Genomic DNA, 19,942 nt, shown 5'->3' on the forward strand with positions numbered 1-19,942 from the left:
AGGGTCAGACACCGGGGGTCCCGTACATGCCGCATGCCACGTTCAGCGCGCGCTCACGTGCTCAGCGGCCCCTGTGGCTGTCCGCCGCCTCAAGAGTCACGGCGGTCGTCCTCGGCTCGACGGCTTTCCTGAGCCCGCTGATCGCCCGGCCCGCCTCCGCGACCACGACGACCGCGCCCTCCGTCTCCACGAGCGCCGAGGGCATCGGCGCCACCTCCACGTACGCCACAACCAGCGAGGCCGAGCGGCGCGAGCCGACCGACCAGATGGCTGAACGGCGCAAGTCGACCGGCCGGGTGGCCCTCATCGGCGTGCCCGGCCTCGAATGGAGTGACCTGGACCCCTCCCGCACCCCCAACCTGTGGAAGCTCACCGGAGAGGCCGGGTCCGCGTCGCTGTCCACACGTGCCGTCCCGCCCCCCGACCGCGGCATCACCTGCCCCATGGCGGGCTGGTTGACCGTCTCGGCGGGTCAGCGCTCCGGTACGCCCGGCCGGGGCTGCCCCGCCGCGCCCAAGCCCCAGCGCAACGGCGAGGGGGCCGGCGTCCCCGGATGGGCGGCGCTGGCCGCGTACCAGTCGGAGACCGGGTACGACGCGCAGCTCGGCACGCTCGGTCAATTGGTGACCGACGGAGGGGGCCGGGTGGCGGCCATCGGCCCGGGCGCGGCCCTGGCCGCCGCCGACAAGGCCGGAAATATCACCGCATACGCCGAGTCAGCCGATGCCCTGCCGGACCTCTCCTCCTATCAACTGATCGTCCAGGACGTCTCCCCCCTGGCCGACGCCTGGCTCCGCCAGCCCCTCGACGAGTACGGCGTGCCGACCCCCATGCCCACCGCCACCAGACGGGAGGCGGCCGCGCAGGCCGACCGCCAGATCGGGACCCTCCTGTCCCGGCTCCCGGCGGGCACGACGACTCTGGTGGCGGGCATCTCGGACGTCACCCCGAACGCCCACCTCCACGTGGCCCTCGCCACCGGCCCCACCGCCACCACCGACCCCACCACGGCCCTTCCCCCGGCCCAGAGCCAGAGCCCGTCAAGCACGACCGCCCAGACCCACAGCCCCGCCGGCACAGTCGATGAGAAGCACAGTGCCACCGGCGCGGCCGACCAGATCCACGGTCCCGCCGGCGCGGCCGACCAGGCCCATAGCCCCGCCAGCGCGGCCGGCCAGACCCATAGCCCCGCCGGTAGCCCCGCCGGCGTGGCCGTCAGGAGCCCCGGCTCGGCAGGCATCTACCGGCACGGTCACCTCACCGCCACCTCCACGCGCCAGGACGCCCTGGTCACCATCACCGATCTGACGGCCACGGCGATCGGGGCGCTCGGGCTGGAGCCTCCGCGTCAGGTCGTCGGCCGGGCTTGGGAGAACGGTGGCCCGGCCCCGGCCACGACGGCCGAGACGGTGGCGGAGCTGGCGGACGCGGACCTGGCCAGCCAGGTACTGCGCGAAGTGCGCGGCCCGTTCTTCGCGGTCTTCGTCTCGGTGCAGCTCCTCTTCTACGCTTTCGCGGCCCTCGCCCTCCGCCGCCGCCGCAAGTCCCCCGGCAACCGAGCCCACTCCCCTGCGGACTCAGCTCCAGCCCCGACCCCCACCTCGAACTCGAACCCGAGCTCGGCTTCGACCCCGGCCACGAGTCTGCGCCTGAACCCGACGCCGCATCCGACCCCGACGGGACGGTCGGACTTCGCCGGTGACGTCGCCGGTGAGTCCCGGCTGCTGAGCGTCGTGCAGGTGGTGGCGGTGGTGAGTGGGGCCATCGCCGTGTCCACGTTCCTGGCGCAGCTCGTGCCCTGGTGGAGCCTGCCGATGCCGATGGCGGGCGTGATCGGCACCATCCTGGGCATCGCCGTGCTGATCAGCGGGGTCGCGCTCGGCGGGCCGTGGCGGACGCACGTGCTCGGGCCGCTGACCGTGGTCGCGGCCGTCACCTCGGTGGCCCTGCTCGCGGACGTGATGACCGGCTCCACGCTGCAGGTGAACGCCGTCACCGGGTACGAGCCCGTCACCGGCGGCCGCTTCTACGGCTTCAGCAACATCGCCTTCGCCGTCTACGCGACCGGCACCATCCTCGGCCTCGCCGGGATCGCGCACTGGCTCCTGGGCAGGGGCGCGCCGCGGATCATGGCGCTGCTGGTCTGCGCCGCCTACGGGGGCCTGGCGGTGTTCGCGGACGGGTGGCCGGCGTGGGGAGCCGACTTCGGGGGCGTGCCCGCCTTCGTGATCGGATTGGCCGTCTTCCTGATCATGCTCGCCGGTCGCCGGGTGTCGATCGTGAAGCTGTTCCTGGTGGCGTTCGCGGGCGCCGTGCTGATCGGCGCCATCGCGTTCTTCGACTGGCTACGGCCGGCGACGCAGCGCACCCACCTGGGCAACTTCGTCCAGCAGATCATCGACGGCCAGGCGTTGACCGTGGTCGGCCGCAAGTTCGGCGCCATGATCGGGGTGACCGTCGGGAACTGGTCGCTGACGTTGCTGTCGGTGGTGGCGCTGGCCTTCCTCTTCCTGGTGCTGGACCGTCCGTCTCGCTGGGGCGCCTCGGCGCTCGGCCAGGCGTACGCGCTCGCGCCGCCCCTGCGGGCGGGGCTGTTCGGGGCGCTGACGTGCGCGTTCATCGGCTTCCTCATCAACGACTCGGGGATCGCCATTCCGGCCATGGCGCTCACGATGGCCGTCCCGCTGGCACTGGCCGCGTCCGTACGGGCCCTGCAGCTCTCCAGGCCCACCACACCAGAGCGGCCGTCAGAGCAAGCAGCACCCACGGAACGACCTGGGGCCTGACCATGGCCCTGAGCCAGCCGAGGTCGTCAGGAAGGGCGATGACCCGGGCCGGGAGGTAGGCCAGGGACAGGACCAGCAGGTGCGCGACCAGGAAGCCGTCGAGCGCCGTGGCCACCACCAGGGCCAGCAGCGCGAACGCCATCCCGTCGTACCAGGGCAGGATGTACGGGGTCGCGAACACGTACGCGCCGACCAGCACGGCGGCCACCACCTCGGCCGGGGGGCCCGCGACCTGCCCGGCGGGTCCGGCGGCCGGTGACCCGACGGGGTCCAGCCGCCGCGACAGGCGGAACAGGGACCAGGCGACGAGGACCAGGACCAGCAACGAGCCGATCTGGATCTCGCCCCGGTAGGCGCTCCCCGGGCCCACCAGGGTCTGCAGCCAGCCCTGGACGAGCTTCCAGTAGGAGGCGTGGGAGATCGCCTTGCTGGTGCGGGTCACGGGGCTGATGGCGTCCGTGCCCACGACGGCGTATCCGGCGATCACCACGGCCAGCGCCGCGCCGGCCATCAGCGCGAGCCGCCCCGGCCGGCGTCGCAGCTCCCATGCGGGACCCAGCGCCACGAGCCCGGCGTTGACCTTGATCGCCACGCCCAGGCCGAGCAGCGCCCCGGATCCGAGCGGGCGGGCACGGGCGAGGAGCGCCGCGATCATGCAGGCCACGGCCAGCGTGTCCACGTGCATGCCGGCGACCAGTTGGTACAGCAGCAGCGGGTTGGCCGTCCACAGCAACGCCGCGCGGAGCCGTCTGCCGGGATCATGCCTGGTGGAGCGGTCGATCAGGAGACCCGTCGCGACGAACGCGGCGGAGTTCAGCACGGCCAGCACGAACATGGTCAGCCGGAGCGAGTCTCCGCCGACCCAGCTCGCCAGCGCCTGCGCGCCCGTCGCGACGGGGCCGTAGACGCTGGGCTCCTCGCGCCACGGCTCCTCCACCGCTCGGGCGATGGGGTCGCCGGGAAGGTCGACCGCGCCGTGGGTGTACGGGTTGACGCCCAGGACGACCATGCGGCCGTACGCGGCGTAGTTGAGGTGATCGCCGGAGCCGGAGGGCGGCAGGAACGCGAGCAGACCGGCGGCCACGCAACCGATGAGGACGAGGAGGCGGGCGGAGGCGGACACATGGCTGGAGTCGCCTGTGGACGGGTGAGGAGCGCTTGTGGCGGGGCGAGCAGGACTCGTGGCGGAATCACGTGCGCTTGTGGCGGGGTGCGCAGGACCCGTGGCGGGATCAGGTGCGCTTGTGGCGGGGTGTGGGGGGCTCGGCACGTGGGCGGGGGCGGCTGCGGGGCGGGGAGAGACGCGGCGGGTGGCGGTCAGGCCGATGAAGAGACCCAGGCCGCCGAGGACGACGGCGGCCGCGGCCATGGCGATCACCAGGTGGGGGTCGGGCCGGACGTCCAGTGAGAACGGCGGCAGCCAGGCCGGGCCGCCGAGGTCAGGGACCATGGCGGACGGACCGAGGAGGCCGATGGCGATCGTCAGCAGGAGGGATGCGATGATCGCGATCATGGCCGGCCCCGGAAGCCGGAGGTTCGGCTTTCCGCTCTCGTTCTCCGAAGTCACCCGCAAATTCCAGCACACCGGTCCGAGCACCCGGTCCGCCTATCCCCAGGCTGTGGATAACTTCGCGTTTCTGGTGGATGAAGCGGGGTGTGGAAGGCTCTCAAAGCTGTCTGAGGGCGTCCGGATCGGTTTCGGGCCCGACCGATGCTTCATTTCGGACGGGTTCAGGTCCCCCTGTGTGGGTGAGCCGTGTGCCTGTGCGCGTCCGGCTGTGGACCAATGAGGATGTCGGCCCATGACAGCGGCGCGGCGAGGGGACCGGCCGGTCGCTTGTTCACGGACTTTCCGGGCGGGGGTACGGCGGAGAGACCGGCCGAAGACGCCCTCCGGTCCCAGCGGAACAGCCCGACCGAAGGGGGAGTTTCGTGCGGGATTCGGCGGGGCGTGGAGGGGGTGCGGGGGATCGACCGGGTTTGCGCGCAGCGGGTCAGCGGTTGGGGCGGAGCTTGTTGAGGTTTTGGGTGATTAGGGGCTCGCGAGTCGCGAGGGCGAGTGCCACGTCGCGCAGTTGGCGGGCGCGGTGGAGCTGGGCGCGCCAGTCGGTGCCCGTCGCGCGATGGCTCATCTCCACCTCGACCTCCACCACGCGGAACCCCTTGCGCAGCAGGTCGATGGTCAGCGCCGTCTCCACGCCGAACCCGTGCGCCAGCGGCCTGGCCGCCTCGAAGGCGTCGCGGGTCAGGCAGCGCTGGCCGTTGAGCGGCTGCGCGGCCGTGAAGCCGGTGGCGCGCCGGATGCCGTCACGCGAGAGCCGGACCACCATGCCGTGGCCGCCGAGCTTGACGCGCGTGGCGAACACCGCGATGGACATGTCCGCCTTGCCCTCACGGACGGGGGTGATCAGGGCGGCCGCCGCGCGGGCGGTGTCCCCGAGGTCGGCGTCCAGGAACAGTAAGTGGCGCGAGGTGTCGTCGTCGAGCAGGCGCACGGCCTCCGCGCCCGTCTCCATCGCGGCGGCCTTGCCACGGTTGCGGCTGTGGCGCACCACCCGGGCTCCCGCCGCACGCGCCGCCTTGCCGGTCTGGTCGGACGATCCGTCGTCGACGACCACCACCAGGTCCACGCCTGGCAGCGCCAGGGCGGCGGTCACGGTGGCGCCGATGCGTCCGGCTTCGTCCTTGGCGGGAATGATGACCGCTGTGTCGCCGCTCACCACGCCTCCCCGTCAGTCGTCGGGATCGGAATCGGGAACGGGTTCAGCCTAGGAGAAGCGAGGCGGGGCCGCTTTCGGCACCTCATACGCCCGAAGGCGCCCGCCCGCATGGAGGTCTTCGGGTTCGTGCAGGTCCTCTTCGGGTTCGTGCAGGTCCACGCGCCGGCGAAAGTCGCCGGACTCACATAGGTCCCGGCGCCCAGCGGGGTCTTCCCGGACACGGGAGTCTCCCGGAACACGCATGCACGGGGCTTCGTCCGCCCGACAGTCCCCGCACTAACGCGGGTCCCCCTACTCACGCGAGTCTCCGTGTCCGCGAAGGCACCCAGGCCCGCGAACGTCTCCGTGCCCGCGAAGGACTTCGCCCCGTGCGCCACCGCACTCTGCGCGGTTCCGCGTCCCGCGCCGGGCACGGGCGCCAGGCTTGCACCTGGAATGCGGGTGGGACGCGCCCAGCCGCGTGCGACCGTCAGGCCGACGTCCGGGGTGTCCGTGAGGCTCGCCTGGCCGCCACCGAAGGCGCCTATGCGGCGGGCCGGCGCCGGGCGGGCGCCCAGGGCATGGGTTCGCATAGCGCCGGGTGCGGGCCTCGGGCCCGCACCCGGCATGGTCGTACGGCGCCCGCCTCGCGAGGGCGGCTGGTCCGTGGTGGGCCGGGGGGTCGGGTACGCGGGTTGCAAGGGCGGCCTCACGACCCTTCGGTGATCAGGAACTCCTGCGGCACCGCGTCGTACACGGTGAAGACCGAGTCGAGGCCCGTGACCTGCAGGATCTTCCGTACGGCGGGACGAGGAGCGGCCACGTCGAGGGCGCCGCCCCGCTCCTTCATGCGTTTGAGCGCAGAGAGCAGGACGTTCATCCCCGTGGAGTCGCAGAAATCCACGCCGGACATGTCGATGACCACGCGGCTGGGCCCGTCCTGCAGCAGGCGAGTGAACTCGGACTGCAGGTGGGGTGCCGTGTAGAGGTCGATTTCGCCGGTGATGGCGACGAGCGCCTGACCGGCATGTGATCGAGTCGAGACCTTGAGCTCCACAGGGGCAGGCTAGCGGCGCGGAGCCTTCCGGTCACGTTGTCACGCCGAGAGGGGAACCGCAGGTTTTTGTCCTCCGTTTGGGCTCCACAGGAACGCAGAGTACGCGAAGCTTGACGGTGTGACACCGGCACGGCCGGAAGGGGTCGGCCCGGCACCCGCGTCCGGTCACCGCTCCGATGCCGCACCGAGACGGATCGCCGCACCGAGAAGGAGGGGCTGGGCGCGACCACGGGCCCGAGTATCTGATGAATACCGAAGAACCCGAAGATCCTCAGCGTCAACGGCTCCGCGAGCACCTGGAGACCATCCTCGTCCGCACCGAGAAGGCCGCTCCCTGGCACGACGAGGCCGGCCGCCTGCGCGGCCTGGTCAATCACGAGGGATTCGTCCCTGTACGCACTCGGCTGGCGATCGAGGACCTGGAGTTCCTGGCGGGCGCCCGCCAGGAGGTGCTGACGTTCGCCGAGCTGACCCTGCGGCTGCTCGACCTGCATCAGCCCCGCGACGCCGGCGGCATCACCAGCGACTCCGCCCATCCGATCCTGCGCTGCCGGAGCTGCATGTGGCGCTGGCCGTGCCCGACATTTCGGGCAATGTCGGAGTCGTTCGGCGGGGCCCTGGACGTCCTCTCCGAGCCCGCATGAAGCCCCTCATCCGGACGTCCCCGAAGATCCCGTCCCGCGTCCTGGTTCCACCGGCGCCTGTGCCGCCCGGCCGTGTTCCGAGGAAACGGTCCCCAGCTCAACGCCCTCAACGCACCAGCGGCAGCCGGATCTCGAACCGGCAGCCCGGCCCGTCGTTGACCACGCCGATCATCCCGTCGTGCGCCTCGACGATGCCCTGAGCGATGGCCAGTCCGAGCCCGGCCCCACCCCCCTCCCGGGTGGGGGTACGGGCCGCCTCGCCCCGGAAGGCGACGTCGAACACCCGAGACAGGTCCTCCTCCGGTATCCCGCCGCAGCAGTCCGACACCGACAGGCAGGCCATCCCCGCCTCCACTCCCGCGCGCAGCACCACGGCCCGGTCCGAGGGAGTGTGCCGGATCGCGTTGACCACGAGGTTGCCCAGCGCCCGCCCCAGCGCGGTGGCGTCGGCCTCCACGGGCACCGGTTCGGCGGCCTCGGCGGTCAGCATCACGCCCTTGGCCCTGGCCAGCGGCTCGGCGCCGGCGACCGTGTCGGCCACCAGGTCGGCCAGCCCGATCCGGGCGCGTGACAGCCGCAGCGCCCCCGCGTGGATGCGCGACAGCTCGAACAGGTCGTCCACCAGCGCCGACAGGCGCTCCACCTCCAGCTTGATCTGCCGGTGGTAGCGCTCGACCGTCGCCCGGTCGGTGACGACCCCGTCCTCCAGCGCCTCGGCCATGGCGCGCATCCCGGCGAGCGGCGTGCGCAGGTCGTGGCTGACCCACGCGACGAGCTCGCGCCGCGCGCCTTCGAGGGCGCGCTCGCGGGCGTACGCCTCCTCCAGGGTGTCGGCGATCGTCTGGAGCTCGGCCGGCAGCCCGGACGGGGCCGTGAACGGCGGCTCGCGTACGGCGGCGACCAGCCTCCTGCTCTCGCCCACGACCCTTCTGGCCAGCACGTACGCCACCCCGAGCCCCACCAGGCCGCCCACCGCGACGACGCTGAGCACGATGTCCCTGACCTCGCCCTCGATGATCATCTTGAGGGTGATGGCCACGACGCCGGCCAGGGTGGCCGCGATGGACACGACCATGACCACGGCCAGCATCACCCCGATGGACCTGCGGCGCAGCCCCCACATGGCCCACACCCCGACGAGCGCGACGAGCAGCCCCAGCCCGGCGGTGACGGCGATGATCATCCCGAGGTCGTCCATCGTCGCCCCGGTCCGCAGGGCCGCCGCGAAGCCGGCCCTCGGGGCTCCCGCACCCAGCGCGAACGGGCCCGCCGTGAAGCTCATCCCCGGCATCCGGCCGCCCCGACGCTCACCCGCCGGCCTCCAGCGGCTCGAACCGGTAGCCGACCCCCCACACCGTCACGATCCGGCGCGGCTCCGTCGGGTCGGGCTCGATCTTCTCGCGCAGCCGCCGCACGTGGACCGTCACCGTCGAGGAGTCGCCGAACGACCATCCCCACACCTGGTCGAGCAGCGCCGACCGGCTGAACGCCTGGCGCGGGTTGCGCATCAGGTACGCCAGCAGGTCGAACTCGCGCGCCGTCAGCATCACCTCGGCGCCGCCCAGCCGCACCTCGTGCGCGCCCACGTCCACCACCAGGTCGGCGTCGCGCAGCACCCCCGTGCCGCCGGGCGCGGACGCGCCGCGCGCCCGCCGCAGCACCGACTGCACCCGCAGCGCCAGCTCGCGCGGGCTGAACGGCTTGGTCACGTAGTCGTCGGCGCCCGTCTCCAGGCCGACGACCCGGTCGATCTCCTCGCCCAGGGCGGTCAGCATGATCACCGGGACCGGCCAGTGCTCCCGGAGCTTGCGGCACACCTGGAGCCCGTCGACCTTGGGCAGCATGAGGTCGAGGACCATCAGGTCGGGCGGCCGGGCGAGGGCGCGCCGCAGGGCCTCGGCGCCGTCGCTCACGCACTCCACCTCGTGGCCGTCGCGCTCCAGGTACCGCGCCACCACCTCGGCCACGGTGGGGTCGTCGTCGACCACCAGGATGCGCGCGTTCACCTTCTCACCGTACGGCTCGCGGTCCCGGCAGGACACTCACGTCATCGGTTCGTAAGCCTCGCGGATCTTGGTCGCAGGACGTACGGTGTGCTCATGAGTCGAGTCGTCATGCTCGTGCTGGGCGCCCTTCTGGCGCTCTTCGTGCTGTTCAACTTCGTCCTGCCCATGGTGGTGGGGCTGCTGAAGGTGGCACTGATCATCGGTGTGATCGGTCTGCTCGTCTTCGTGGCCGTCTCGCTGGTCGGCAAGACGTCCTCGCGGTGATCCCGCCGGGAAGCTGACGTGACCCTGTTCCTGCTGGACCCGTGGCTGGCCGGCGTCACCATGGTGGCGGTCCTGCTCCTCGTGAGCTGGGCCGCCAGGCTGCTGCCCGTCGCGGGCGGCCGGGCGCCGAGCTTCCCCCTGGTGTACGCCCGCCGCACGGCCTTCCAGCGCCAGCGCGACCCCGGGGCCGCCGGCCGGCCCCGGCCCAGAGCGCCCTCCTCCCGCTCCGCTTCCACCTAGCGGGGCTCGCCGTCTCCGCCGAGCCCGCCGAGGGCTCGGCTTCTTCCGTCGAGCCCGCCCGAGGGCTCGCCATCCGGGCAGAGCCCTCGTTCCCCTGCACGTCGAGGAAGGGCTCATGTTCGATTCTCTTGTCACGTTTCTCATCGGCATGTCCGGAGGCCACGCGGCTCTGGCGATCGTGCTGTTCACGGTGGCCGTCCGGCTGCTGCTGATCCCGCTGAGCGTCCGCCAGGCGCGGGCCGCGCGCGTCACCGAGCGGCTGGCGCCCAAGGTGCGCGCCCTGCGCGAGCGGTTCGGGCGCGATCCGGAACGGCTCGCCCGGGAGATGACCGCCCTCTACGCGAAGGAGGGCAGCTCGCCGATGGCCGCGCTCCTGCCCGGGCTGGCGCAGGCGCCGTTCATGTGGCTGGTCTATCGGGTGGCCACGCACCCGACCGCTCTGGCCGGGCACGATCTTTTCGGCGCCCCGCTGGGCCAGCACGTTGCCGGAATTGTCGCCCATTACGGACTGATCAGTTGGCCAGTTTCGGTCTTTGCCTTGGTGATCGTCCTGGTCATGCTGGTGGCGTGGCTCCAGGCACGCCGGATCGCGGCCACGCTGCCCGCGGAGCAGCCGCCGCTGATGCGGAGGATCATGCCGCTGATGCCGTTCGGCTCGGTGCTCGCCGCCCTCGTGCTGCCGTTGGCGGCCGGTCTCTACCTGCTGGTGTCCACCGCGTGGACGTACGGTGAACGGACGGTGCTGAACCGCCGGTTCGCCTGAGACATTCGTCACAGAGCCGTGAGGAGAAGCCGCGAGGCCGGTTCAGCCGGCCTCGCGCAGGGCTGCGACCTGCCCGTTCATGCCGTTGCCCGTGCCGTTGGGCGCGGGCAGGATGGCCCAGACCGTGGTGGTGTCGCCGTCGTGGCGCACGCCCCAGCTCTCGGCGACGTACTCGACGATGCCGAGCCCCCGGCCGCCGAGCGAGGACAGCGTGGGACGGCCGGCCCGCGGCTCGGTGGCCGCGCCCCCGTCGCTCACCGCGACCTCGATGTGGTCGTCGTTGCGTAGCCACGTCACCTTGACCATGCCTGACGGCAGCGGATGCGCGTGCCGCAGCGCGTTGCTGAGCAGCTCGCTCACCACGAGCACCGCGTCGTCGATCGCGGCGGCGAAGACCCCGCAATCGTGCAGGTCAGTGCTCAGACGCTGGCGGGCAACAGCGACGCTGGACGGCGCGTACGGCAGCAGCACCACGCTTGACACACCCACCTCCCCGTCTTCATGTGCCCCCCGCGGGAACACCCCCGGTACGACCGAAATGCCCCGTTACTCAATCCCAGAAACCGGATCTCGATCACAGCTTGTCCACATCGGACGATAGGTCAGCTCAACCGTGACCACCTCGTTACCACACCGGTGTGTCGGATCCGATAGGGGGAGCCGCGGCGAGCACCATCCGCATCCGGGTGCCTCCGCCCGGTCGCGGATGGGCGCTCACGTCGCCGCCCTGGGCCCGCGCGAGGCTGCGCACGATGTAGAGCCCGAGCCCCACTCCGCCGAACCTCCTCCGGTCGCCGCTCTCCACCTGGACGAACCTCTCGAAGATCCGTTCCCGGTCGGGCGCGGCGATGCCGACGCCCTCGTCGTCCACGACCACGACCACCCTGTCGTCCTCCGGCCACGCCTCGACCCTGATCAGCCCGCCCTTCGGTGAGTACTTGAAGGCGTTCTCCAACAGCTGGCCGAGCACGATGTCGGTGGCCAGCGCGTCGCCCTTCACGTACGGCAGGCCGTCGGGGATCTCCACCTCGACCCGGTGCGTATCGGACAACTCGGGCAATCCTAACGTCGCTGCATTTATCCGTTCAGCCAGGTCGAAGGTCTCCACCCGAACCTTGAGCTCGTCGGCGCCCGCCCGCGACCCGAGCAGCAGATGGTCCATGAGCTGACCCAGCGACCGGGCCCGCTCGGCGATCGTGTGGACGGCCGAGCGGCGCTCCGGGTCGCTCAGCTTGTCCCAGCGCGCGTCGAGCGTGCTGGCGAAGCCGCGCACGATCGTGATCGGGGTGCGCAGCTCGTGGCTGGTCGTCGCCAGGAACAGGTCCTTGGCCTCCTCCAGCTCCTTGGCCCGGGTCACGTCGCGGAAGTCGACCACCGTCTCGCCGGTCGCGTCCACGCGCGCGCTCACCACGTCGAGCCAGCGGCCCGTGCCGAGCTGGAACGTCAGCTTCTCCCCCGGCCTGGGCAGCGGGAACGGCGGCGGCCCGCCCATCACCGCGTCGGAGGCCAGCCCGGTCAGCTCGGCCGCCGCGGGATTCCACCGGATGACCCGGCCGGCTCCGTCGAGCACCGCGATGCCGTCGGCGCTGGCGTCGAAGACCGCCTGCTCGTGCGCCCGCTGCCGCACCGCCTCCTGGTAGGCCATGGCGTTGCCCACGGCGATGCCGGCGTGCCCGGCCAGCAGCTCCAGCAGCTCCAGCTCCAGGTGGCCGGGCTTGCGCCGGGCGTACAGCGCGTAGAGCGCGCCGTACGGCCGCCCGCCCACGGCGGCGAGGCCCAGCGCGATCGTGTGCAGGCCGGTCAGCTCGGCCCACACCAGCTCGTCCAGCCCCTGCGACTCCAGCAGGACCGTCTTGCCGGTGCGCAGCAGCTTGTCCACCAGGCTGGTGCGCAGGTCGGCCGTGGCGCCCTTGAGCGTCTCGGGCAGCCGGTGCGCGCTGACCAGGCGCAGTCGCTCGCCCTCGATGAGCACGAACCCGCCCGCGTCGGCGCCCGTCAGCTCGGTCAGGCTGCCCGCGATCCGGTCGAGGACGGCCGGCAGTTCCAGCGCGGCGTTGATGTCGCCGACCACGTCGGTCAGCCGGCGCACCAGGCGGACCCGGCGCGCCATGCGCTCGCTCGCCGCCTCCTCGGCCGCCGCGCGGTGGTGGACGCACACGTAGCCCACCACCGAGCTGCCCATGACCAGCGGCCCGATGTCGACCGTCACGTCCAGCACGCGGCCGTCGCGGCGCAACCGCTTGGTGCGCAGCGTCACCTGGTCACCGGTGCGCGCGCGTTCGAGCACCGCGTTGTGCTCGGCCGTCAGCTCCCCCGGCACGATCGGCGCCCTGCGGCCCAGCATCTCCTCGGCGCTCCAGCCGAAGAGCCGCTCGGCGGCCGGGGTCCACACCAGCACGGTCTGGTCCCGGTCGAGCGCGATCAGCGCGTTGGGCGAGCCGGCGAGCACCGCGCGAGCGATCTCGTCGTCACTGCCGGCCCATTCGTCACCCACACCTCCATAGTGCCCGCGCTGCGGGGCCGCCGTCGGCCGATCCGTCCGATACGCTGCCGATCACGACCTACCAGGTGAGAAGAGGGTGAGCGGATGTCGAGCGGCGACCTCGATGCCCTGCTAAGGGTGACCTCCGCCACCTACCGCGGGGAGACGCCCCCGGACATCGCGTTCGGAACCTACGACGGCGCCGTGGGGCGGCTGGTGCTCGCGGTCTCCGGCAAGGGGGTCGTGGCGTGCAGCTTCGAGGACGAGCACACGGTGTACGAGCGGGTGATGCGGCACGTGGGCACGTTCATCGGGCCCGACCCCGGGCGGCTGGACCCGGTGCGCCGCGAGCTCGACGCGTACTTCTCGGGGCGGCTGCGGGCCTTCACCACGCCGGTGGACCTCGCGCTGGCCACCCCGTTCGCGCGTACGGTGCTGCAGAAGACGATGGCGGTGCCGTACGGCACGACGACGACGCTCGGCGAGATCGGCGAGCGCATCGGGCGGCCCCGCGCGCTGCGGGCGGTCGGCAACGCGCTGATGGCCAACCCGGTGTGCGTGGTCGTGCCCTGCCACCGGATCGTGCCCGGCGACGGCGAGCTCGGCGACTACGCCGGGGGCGTGGCCGCCAAGCGGCACCTGCTCACCGTCGAGTCCCGCTCCTGAGCGCCGGCGACCGGTCGCCCCGGCGCGTGACCAGGCCGACGGCGAGCGTGACGAGGGCGGCCACGAGCGCCGCCCCCAGCGCGCCGTTCATCCACGGCTGACGGGTGAAGCCGATCGCCTCGCGCGCCGCCGCCCAGAAGCCGTCCCAGGCGGCGATGGTCGGCGTCGAGGTGGTCAGCCAGTACGCGGCGAAGCCGAGCGCCCAGGGCACCAGCATGGACCAGCGGGCCGGGGCGTCCTCGTCGGTGTTCCACCGGGCGGCGCCGCCGAGCAGGAAGTAGTCCACGGCGAGCACCGCGAACATCGGCACGAACACCGCGCCGATGACGCCGAGGAACGCGCCGTAGGAGTTCACGTCGACCAGCAGCGCGATCCCGACGGTGACCACGCCGATGGCGACGCTGAACACGCGGCGGTCGACGCGCGGCATGAGGTTCTGCAGCGAGACGGTGGTCGAGTAGACGTTCGCGAACGACTGGTCCGTCTCGCGCAGCACGAGCACGGCGAAGAACAGCGCCCCCAGGGGGGCCGCGACGAACGCGCCGAACACCGCGGTGGAGTCGGCCCCCGCAGCGGCCGCCCCGGTGATGGCCACCGCGTACACGCCGAGCCCCAGGCAGGCCACCTGGGCCAGCGTGTAGCCGCCGACGATGCCGGTGAACGCGGCGGCGCTCGACCTGGAGTGCCGGGCGAAGTCGGCCGCCATCGGCACCCACGAGACCGACAGCGCGATCACGTAGTCGACGGCCGGGGCGAACGCCTGCCACGAGCCGCCGGCCGCCGGCCGGGCGTGGCCGAGGAAGTCCACGGCGAACCAGATCAGCGCGAAGATCACGGCGAGCGTGACGTACCGGCGCAGCAGCCGCACCGAGCCGAGCGGCCAGATGCTCAGCGAGGTGGTGAGGACGCCCGCCGCGATCACCCAGACCGCGTACGGCACGGCCGGGCCGAACACGGCGGTCGCGCCCATGGAGATCACCCAGAGCTCGAAGGCGCCCCAGCCCACCATCTGGATGATGTTGAGCACGGTCGGCACGTACGACAGCCGCGCCCCGAACAGGCCACGGAGCAGCACCATCGCCGGCCGCCCGGTCTGCGTGCCGGGGATCGCGGCCAGGCCGACCATCGCCGTGCCGATCAGGCTGCCCACCACCGCGGCGGTGAGGGCGGCGGGGACGCTCAGCGGGGCGCCGCCGAGCGGGTCGAGCAGGAGGAGCGCGCCGGAGAAGCCCAGCAGGCTGACGCCGAGGTTGGCCCAGAGCGCCCCCTGGTCGAGCACGCCGAGCGTCTTCGGCGGCGGCTCGTCGAGGGTCAGCGGGACTTCGTTGACGGCATGCGTCATCACACACTCCCTACGCCGGCATTACCCGGACAGGTTCATGCGGTCGGCAGCAGCGATAGCTGCCCTCTCAGCCCGGTGACCCCGAGCTCCCGCGTTGGCTCATGAAGTTGGCGCCCTCATATTGCCTCATGAGAGGACATATGGCCACACTCAGGGGCGGGGGATGGCGACGGCGGTGTACGGCGTGGTGGCGGTCGGAGTGGTGTCGAAGCGGGCGTTGGGCAGGTAGAGCCGGTCCCTGAAGGCGGCCATGGTCGCCGGCACGTCGAAGCGGCGGTCGGTCACGCGCCGCACGACGCGGCCGTCGGTCCCCGTCTCGTTCAGCCGCAGGACGGTCACGGTGTTGAGGCGGTTCTGCACGGCGTACAGCGTCCGGCCGCGCAGCAGCAGGCCGTCGCCCTCCTTCAGCGACTCGCCGTGCAGGTCGACCCGGCGGGTCCGGCCGGAGCGGCTGACGCGGAACAGCCCGCCGGTGTTCGACTGCACGACGAGCAGGCCCCGGCCGTCCGGCGTGGGCGTGATGCCGTTGGCGTTGAAGCCCTTGTGGTACACCAGGTCGCCGGTGAGCCTGATCCTCCGCGCGGCGGCGGGCAGCTTCCCGCCGCGCAGCGGCAGCTTGTACAGCACGGGGTTGGTGGAGTCGGTGATCCACGCGGCGCCGTGGGTGATGGTGAGGTCGTTGACGAACGCCGGGCCGCCGGTCAGCCGGTAGGTGGCCAGCGCCTCGCCGGTACGCACGTCGAGGACACGCAGGTCGCCGCCCGTGCCGCCCGCCACGAACAGCCGTCCATGGTCGAGGGTCAGGCCGAGGGCCGGCGTGCCCGGTCCCCGGCTGAAGATCTCGCCGCGCCCGGTGCGCAGGTCGGCGCGGTAGATCGAGCCGTCGGCCATGGAGCCGACGTAGGCGTACGGGCCGCGCCCGATGGCGATCCCCTCGGGCTGGAAGCCGTCGGGCAGCGAGATCGACCGCGGGAACCTCCCGGGCTGCCGGTCCGCTGCCGCTCCGGCCGGCCCGCCCAGGGTGACGACCAGGGCGAGCGCGGCGGGAGCCACGACGAGGAGCTTCATCACGCCCTCCGCTCGGCCGGGGTGAACGCCGCGGCGTGGTCGCGGACGAAGTCGGCGATGTCGCGGGGGCGGCGGCCGAGGAGCTCGGCGACCGTGCCGGTGGTGAAGTCGCCCCAGCCGGAGGCATACGCCTGCGCGTACTCCTCCAGCATGTCGACGATCCAGGGCGGGACGCCGTAACCGAACAGCGTCTTGCGCTTGGCGTCGTCGCTGACCGGCAGGTACGCGACGGACCTGCCGAGGGCGCGCTCCAGCTCGCCCGCGACCTCGTCGAACCCGAGCGAGCGCGGGCCGGTGAGGGTGTACGTCCTGCCGTGGTGGCGATCCGGGTCGTCGAGCAGCACGCGGGCGGCGCACTCGGCGATGTCGCGAGCGTCGATCATGCCGACCCGGCCCGCGGCCATGTTCATCGCGAACGTGCCGGTGGCGGAGATGTCGCCCGCCTCGTTCAGCAGGTTCTGCATGAACCAGTGGGGGCGCAGGATCGTCCAGCGCATGCCGCACTGCTCGGTCTCCCGGTCGGAGAGCGCGTGCAGGCGGCCGCTGCGGTTGGGCGCGTCGTGCGCCGCGCCGACGACGGACAGGCGCACGACGCGCTCCACGCCGGCCTGGCGCGCGGCCCACAGGGCGTTCATGTGGTGCTCCGGGGCGCGCGGGCCGTTCGGGGTGAGCAGCCACACGTCCTGCACGCCCTCGAAGGCGGGCGCGAGCGACCGTGGGTCCTCGAGGTCGCCGACGACGACCTCGGCGCCGCCCGCGCGCGGGCTCCTGGCGGGGTCGTGGACGAGGGCGCGGAGGTTCACCTCGGCGCCGTCCAGCGCGTCGATCAGCGCGGTGGACACGGTCCCGGTGGCTCCGGTGATCAGCACGGTGCGTGGCACGTCAATCTCCCTTGACGGTGGTGAGGTGGGTACGGATCGAGGTCGGCGAGCTCTTGGCCGCCGCGCGCTTGACGGTGACGCGCTCCAGGACCCACAGCACGACGGTCCCGGCCGAGAGGGCGGCGCCCAGGACGCACACGCCGGTCCAGCCGGCGTACGTCCAGGCCAGGGAACCCAGCGCGGACCCCACCGCGCCGCCCACGAAGAAGACGGTCATGAAGGCGGAGTTGATCCGGTTGCGGGCCTCGGGCCGCAGCGCATAGACGACGTTCTGACTGCTGTTGAGCACCGCCTGGTGCGCCAGGTCCAGCACGACCACGCCGACGAGCAGGAAGACCAGCGAGCTCGCCCCGGCCGCCATCGCCGCCCAGGACGCCAGCAGCAGGACCGTCCCGGCGCCGCTCACGACCTGGACCAGCCCGCGGTCGGCCAGCCGCCCCGCCACCGTGGCGGTCAGCGCGCCCACGGCGCCGACCAGCCCGAACAGGCCGATGGCCGACTCCGACCACGCGTACGGCGCCCCCGCCAGCAGGAAGGTCAGCGACGTCCACAGCACGCTGAACGTGGCCAGGCTCAACGCGGCGATGGCCGCCCGCCACCGCAGCAACGGCTCCAGCCGGAACATCGTCACGGTCGAGCGCAGCAGGGCGAAATACGACTGGCGCGGGCCGTCTCCGCCCAGCCGGGGCAGGAAGACACGCAGCAGCACGGCCATCAGCGCCATCAGCGCCGCGCCCACCCAGTAGATGGTCCGCCACCCGCCCAGCTCCGACAGCGCGCCGGAGGCGGTGCGCGCCAGCAGCAGGCCGAGCATCAGCCCGGTCATCACCGTGCCGACCACCTTGCCGCGCTCGGCCGGGTCCGCCAGCGTCGCCGCGAACGGCACCACGACCTGCGCGCCCACCGAGGTCAGCGCGGTCAGGGCCGTGCTGACCATGAGCACCGCGCCGTTGGGGGCCAGGGCCGACACCAGCAGGAACACCGCGGTCGCCGCGTAGAGCGTCACGGCGAGCCGCCGCCGCTCCATCAGGTCGCCGAGCGGCACCAGCAGGAGCAGCCCCAGCGCGTACCCGGACTGCGCGGCCGTCACCAGCAGCGCCGCCGCCGACGGCCCGACCGCCAGCTCACGGCCGATCAGGTCGAGCAGCGGCTGCGCGAAGTAGTTGCCCGCGACCGCAAGCCCGGTCGCGGCCGACATGAGGAAGAGCAGCCCGCGCGACAGGCCGCCGGCTGTGTGAGATGTCGTCGCCGTCATGCCCCCAAGCCTCGGGCCCGGAGTATCGATGAGTCCAACGCATGTTTGTCATCGGACCGATCGTGGTTCACGATTGATCCATGGAGCTGCAGCAGATGCGCTACGTCGTCGCGGTCGCGGAGACGAGCAACTTCACCCGCGCCGCCGAGCAGTGCATGGTCGTCCAGTCCGCGCTGAGCCACCAGATCGCCCGCCTCGAACGCGAGCTGGGCGCCAAGCTGTTCGAGCGCACGAGCCGCCGCGTCCGGCTGACTCCGGCCGGCGAGGCGTTCCTGCCCGCGGCCCGTCAGGCGCTCGACGCCGCCGAACGCGCCCGCGCCGAGGTGGCGGCGGCGGCGGGCGAGATCCGCGGCCGGCTGGCCGTAGGCGCCATCCCCACCGTCGCGGCGGTCGATCTGCCGGCCGCGCTGAAGCGGTTCCACCTGCGGCATCGGCAGGTGCGGATCAGCCTCCGCTCGGGCGCGAGCGAGCGGCTGATCGAACAGGTGCAGCAGGGCACCCTGGACGCCGCCTTCCTGGGGTTGCCTCTCGGGGTACGCCCCAAAGGCGTCCGCGGGCGCGAGCTGGCGCGCGGCGACCTCGTGGCGGTGGTGGCGCCCGGTCATCCGCTGGCCGAGGAGAAGCGCGTGGACCTGCGCCGGCTCGCCGACGAGCCGTTCGTCGACTTCCCCCCGGGCACCGCCGCGCGGGCCCAGACCGACGAGGCGTTCGCGGCGTCCGGGGTGCGGCGCGAGGTCGCCTTCGAGGTGACGACCGTGGACTTCATCGCCCGCCTGATCCGGCAGGGCCTGGGCATCGGGATGATGCCCGCCGCCTTCGTCTCCGAGCTGCCGGGCCTGCCCGTCCTTCAGATCAGCGACGCTCCCGCCCGCATGGAGCACCTGATCTGGAGCCGGTTCGCGCCGTCCCCCGTCGCCGCGGCGTTCCTGGCCACCCTCGGCGTCTCGGCGGCGGAGTGCTCAGGGTCGCCGGGCCGGTGACGTCAGGCGCCCGGGGCGCGGACGTACGGGGTCGTGGTGCCCAGCGGCTCGAACCCGAGGCGCAGCAGGATGGGCCGGCTGTCGGCGGAGGCGTCCACGTGGAGGTAGCGGTAGCCCCGCTCGACGGCCACCCGCGCCCGGTGGGCCACCAGCGCCCGGTACACGCCGCGCCCGCGCCAGCCGGCCACGGTGCCGCCGCCGAACAGCCCGGCGAACTCGGTGTCCGGGTCGAGGGTGAGCCGCGCCCCGCTGATCGGCCGGTCTCCGGCCATCGCGACGACCGCGACGATCGACTCGGGGCGCTCGGTCAGCCGGCGCAGCACCCGCTCGCGCAGCCCGGGCAGCGACATGCCGAACGCCTGCTCGTGCGCCCGCACGAGCAGGTCGATTCCGGCCGGGTCCTCCGCCACGCGCAACTCGACGCCCTCGGGCAGCCGCGGCTCGGCGGCCACGGCGGCGGCCTCGGCCGCCATCAGCGTCTCCTCCGGCTCGGCCGTGAAGCCGGCAGCCAGCAGCCGGTCCGCCAGGTCGGCGGGCCGGTCGTGGGAGTACAGCTTCCACTCGAAGTCGCGCTTCAGCGCGGCGAAGTAGGCCCGCTGCGCCGCGATCTCGGCGTCGGCCGTGTCCTCGTCGAGGTCCGACCACAGGATGCCGTTCCAGCCGCCTTTGGCCGCCTTGCGCACCACGCGGCCCACCCGCTCGCCCTGACGGATCCGTACCTGGCGCTCATAGGCCGCCAGCACCTCGTCACGATTCACCGGCCCAGCCCACCAGCCGGGACGCGGGCCCGGCAACCGGTTTACCGGCCG

19 protein-coding genes and 1 riboswitch are annotated in these 19,942 nt (G+C 72.7%); of the genes, 7 read left to right on the forward strand and 12 right to left on the reverse strand.

All coding sequences use genetic code 11. The annotated features are described in order from the left end of the window. The first annotated feature begins 26 nt into the window (after nucleotides 1-26). The gene (locus tag HD595_RS16490) at nucleotides 27-2,786 is read left to right on the forward strand and encodes a hypothetical protein (RefSeq protein ID WP_253769997.1); all 2,760 of its coding nucleotides are present in this window, start codon (nucleotides 27-29) and stop codon (nucleotides 2,784-2,786) included. On the opposite strand, the gene mptB is transcribed toward HD595_RS16490, so the two are convergent. The 3 genes from mptB to HD595_RS16505 all read right to left on the reverse strand — a co-directional run bounded on the left by mptB (nucleotide 2,668) and on the right by HD595_RS16505 (nucleotide 6,542). Continuing rightward, complete coding sequence (gene mptB / locus HD595_RS16495) at nucleotides 2,668-4,299, reverse strand: polyprenol phosphomannose-dependent alpha 1,6 mannosyltransferase MptB (RefSeq protein WP_253769999.1); 1,632 nt, start codon at nucleotides 4,297-4,299, stop codon at nucleotides 2,668-2,670. The two genes, HD595_RS16490 and mptB, sit on opposite strands and share 119 nt — an antisense overlap. A gap of 481 nt (nucleotides 4,300-4,780) precedes the next feature. Continuing rightward, nucleotides 4,781-5,506, reverse strand: a complete 726-nt coding sequence (locus HD595_RS16500) for a glycosyltransferase family 2 protein (protein WP_253770001.1) — start codon at nucleotides 5,504-5,506, stop codon at nucleotides 4,781-4,783. Between the two features lie 688 nt (nucleotides 5,507-6,194). Next, on the reverse strand, nucleotides 6,195-6,542 hold the full coding sequence (locus HD595_RS16505) for an STAS domain-containing protein (RefSeq protein WP_253770003.1): 348 nt from the start codon (nucleotides 6,540-6,542) through the stop codon (nucleotides 6,195-6,197). A gap of 245 nt (nucleotides 6,543-6,787) precedes the next feature. On the opposite strand from HD595_RS16505, the gene HD595_RS16510 reads away from it, so the two are divergent. Continuing rightward, nucleotides 6,788-7,186 carry a hypothetical protein gene (locus HD595_RS16510; RefSeq protein ID WP_253770004.1) on the forward strand — a complete coding sequence of 133 codons (399 nt, stop codon included), beginning with the start codon at nucleotides 6,788-6,790 and terminating at the stop codon, nucleotides 7,184-7,186. A gap of 106 nt (nucleotides 7,187-7,292) precedes the next feature. On the opposite strand, the gene HD595_RS16515 is transcribed toward HD595_RS16510, so the two are convergent. Further along, nucleotides 7,293-8,468, reverse strand: coding sequence for a sensor histidine kinase (locus HD595_RS16515; protein WP_253770006.1), 1,176 nt, complete (start codon nucleotides 8,466-8,468; stop codon nucleotides 7,293-7,295). Between the two features lie 25 nt (nucleotides 8,469-8,493). Next, entirely contained in the window at nucleotides 8,494-9,192 is a 699-nt protein-coding gene (locus HD595_RS16520) for a response regulator transcription factor (protein WP_253770008.1), read from the reverse strand. Nucleotides 9,193-9,285: 93 nt separating this feature from the next. On the opposite strand from HD595_RS16520, the gene HD595_RS16525 reads away from it, so the two are divergent. The 3 genes from HD595_RS16525 to HD595_RS16535 all read left to right on the forward strand — a co-directional run bounded on the left by HD595_RS16525 (nucleotide 9,286) and on the right by HD595_RS16535 (nucleotide 10,459). Beyond that, a complete protein-coding gene (locus HD595_RS16525; protein WP_175603853.1) occupies nucleotides 9,286-9,456 on the forward strand; it encodes a hypothetical protein in 171 nt (56 codons plus the stop codon). 18 nt (nucleotides 9,457-9,474) lie between these two features. After that, complete coding sequence (locus HD595_RS16530; protein WP_253770010.1) at nucleotides 9,475-9,696, forward strand: DUF6412 domain-containing protein; 222 nt, start codon at nucleotides 9,475-9,477, stop codon at nucleotides 9,694-9,696. Between the two features lie 115 nt (nucleotides 9,697-9,811). Next, complete coding sequence (locus HD595_RS16535) at nucleotides 9,812-10,459, forward strand: YidC/Oxa1 family membrane protein insertase (protein WP_253770012.1); 648 nt, start codon at nucleotides 9,812-9,814, stop codon at nucleotides 10,457-10,459. 42 nt (nucleotides 10,460-10,501) lie between these two features. Here the strand turns inward: HD595_RS16535 and HD595_RS16540 are convergent, their stop codons facing one another. After that, nucleotides 10,502-10,942: an ATP-binding protein gene (locus HD595_RS16540; protein WP_253770014.1), complete on the reverse strand. Its 441-nt coding sequence runs from the start codon at nucleotides 10,940-10,942 to the stop codon at nucleotides 10,502-10,504. Nucleotides 10,943-11,084: 142 nt separating this feature from the next. Next, the gene (locus tag HD595_RS16545; protein WP_253770016.1) at nucleotides 11,085-12,953 is read right to left on the reverse strand and encodes a PAS domain S-box protein; all 1,869 of its coding nucleotides are present in this window, start codon (nucleotides 12,951-12,953) and stop codon (nucleotides 11,085-11,087) included. A gap of 93 nt (nucleotides 12,954-13,046) precedes the next feature. Here HD595_RS16545 and HD595_RS16550 point away from each other — a divergent pair, with 93 nt between their 5' ends. Beyond that, nucleotides 13,047-13,607 (forward strand): methylated-DNA--[protein]-cysteine S-methyltransferase, encoded by a 561-nt coding sequence (locus HD595_RS16550; protein ID WP_253770017.1) that lies wholly within the window; start codon nucleotides 13,047-13,049, stop codon nucleotides 13,605-13,607. Here HD595_RS16550 and HD595_RS16555 read toward each other — a convergent pair. The 4 genes from HD595_RS16555 to HD595_RS16570 all read right to left on the reverse strand — a co-directional run bounded on the left by HD595_RS16555 (nucleotide 13,585) and on the right by HD595_RS16570 (nucleotide 18,153). Further along, nucleotides 13,585-14,949 (reverse strand): purine-cytosine permease family protein, encoded by a 1,365-nt coding sequence (locus HD595_RS16555; protein ID WP_253770019.1) that lies wholly within the window; start codon nucleotides 14,947-14,949, stop codon nucleotides 13,585-13,587. The two genes, HD595_RS16550 and HD595_RS16555, sit on opposite strands and share 23 nt — an antisense overlap. After that, a riboswitch (TPP riboswitch) is annotated at nucleotides 14,940-15,052 on the reverse strand. (Overlaps the previous gene by 10 nt.) A gap of 47 nt (nucleotides 15,053-15,099) precedes the next feature. Next, nucleotides 15,100-16,017, reverse strand: coding sequence for an SMP-30/gluconolactonase/LRE family protein (locus HD595_RS16560; protein ID WP_253770022.1), 918 nt, complete (start codon nucleotides 16,015-16,017; stop codon nucleotides 15,100-15,102). Beyond that, the gene (locus tag HD595_RS16565) at nucleotides 16,017-16,898 is read right to left on the reverse strand and encodes an SDR family oxidoreductase (protein ID WP_253770024.1); all 882 of its coding nucleotides are present in this window, start codon (nucleotides 16,896-16,898) and stop codon (nucleotides 16,017-16,019) included. Before HD595_RS16565 ends, HD595_RS16560 begins: the two co-directional genes overlap by 1 nt. A gap of 1 nt (nucleotide 16,899) precedes the next feature. Further along, nucleotides 16,900-18,153, reverse strand: coding sequence for an MFS transporter (locus HD595_RS16570; protein ID WP_253770026.1), 1,254 nt, complete (start codon nucleotides 18,151-18,153; stop codon nucleotides 16,900-16,902). An 80-nt stretch (nucleotides 18,154-18,233) separates the two neighbouring features. Between HD595_RS16570 and HD595_RS16575 the strand changes: the two genes are divergently transcribed. Further along, nucleotides 18,234-19,133 carry a LysR family transcriptional regulator gene (locus tag HD595_RS16575; protein WP_253770028.1) on the forward strand — a complete coding sequence of 300 codons (900 nt, stop codon included), beginning with the start codon at nucleotides 18,234-18,236 and terminating at the stop codon, nucleotides 19,131-19,133. Nucleotides 19,134-19,135: 2 nt separating this feature from the next. Here the strand turns inward: HD595_RS16575 and HD595_RS46755 are convergent, their stop codons facing one another. Further along, a complete protein-coding gene (locus HD595_RS46755; RefSeq protein WP_253770030.1) occupies nucleotides 19,136-19,891 on the reverse strand; it encodes a GNAT family N-acetyltransferase in 756 nt (251 codons plus the stop codon). Nucleotides 19,892-19,942 lie beyond the last annotated feature (51 nt).

The sequence above is a fragment of the Nonomuraea roseoviolacea subsp. carminata genome, assembly GCF_024172185.1.
GTDB classification, from domain to species: Bacteria; Actinomycetota; Actinomycetes; order Streptosporangiales; family Streptosporangiaceae; genus Nonomuraea; species Nonomuraea roseoviolacea.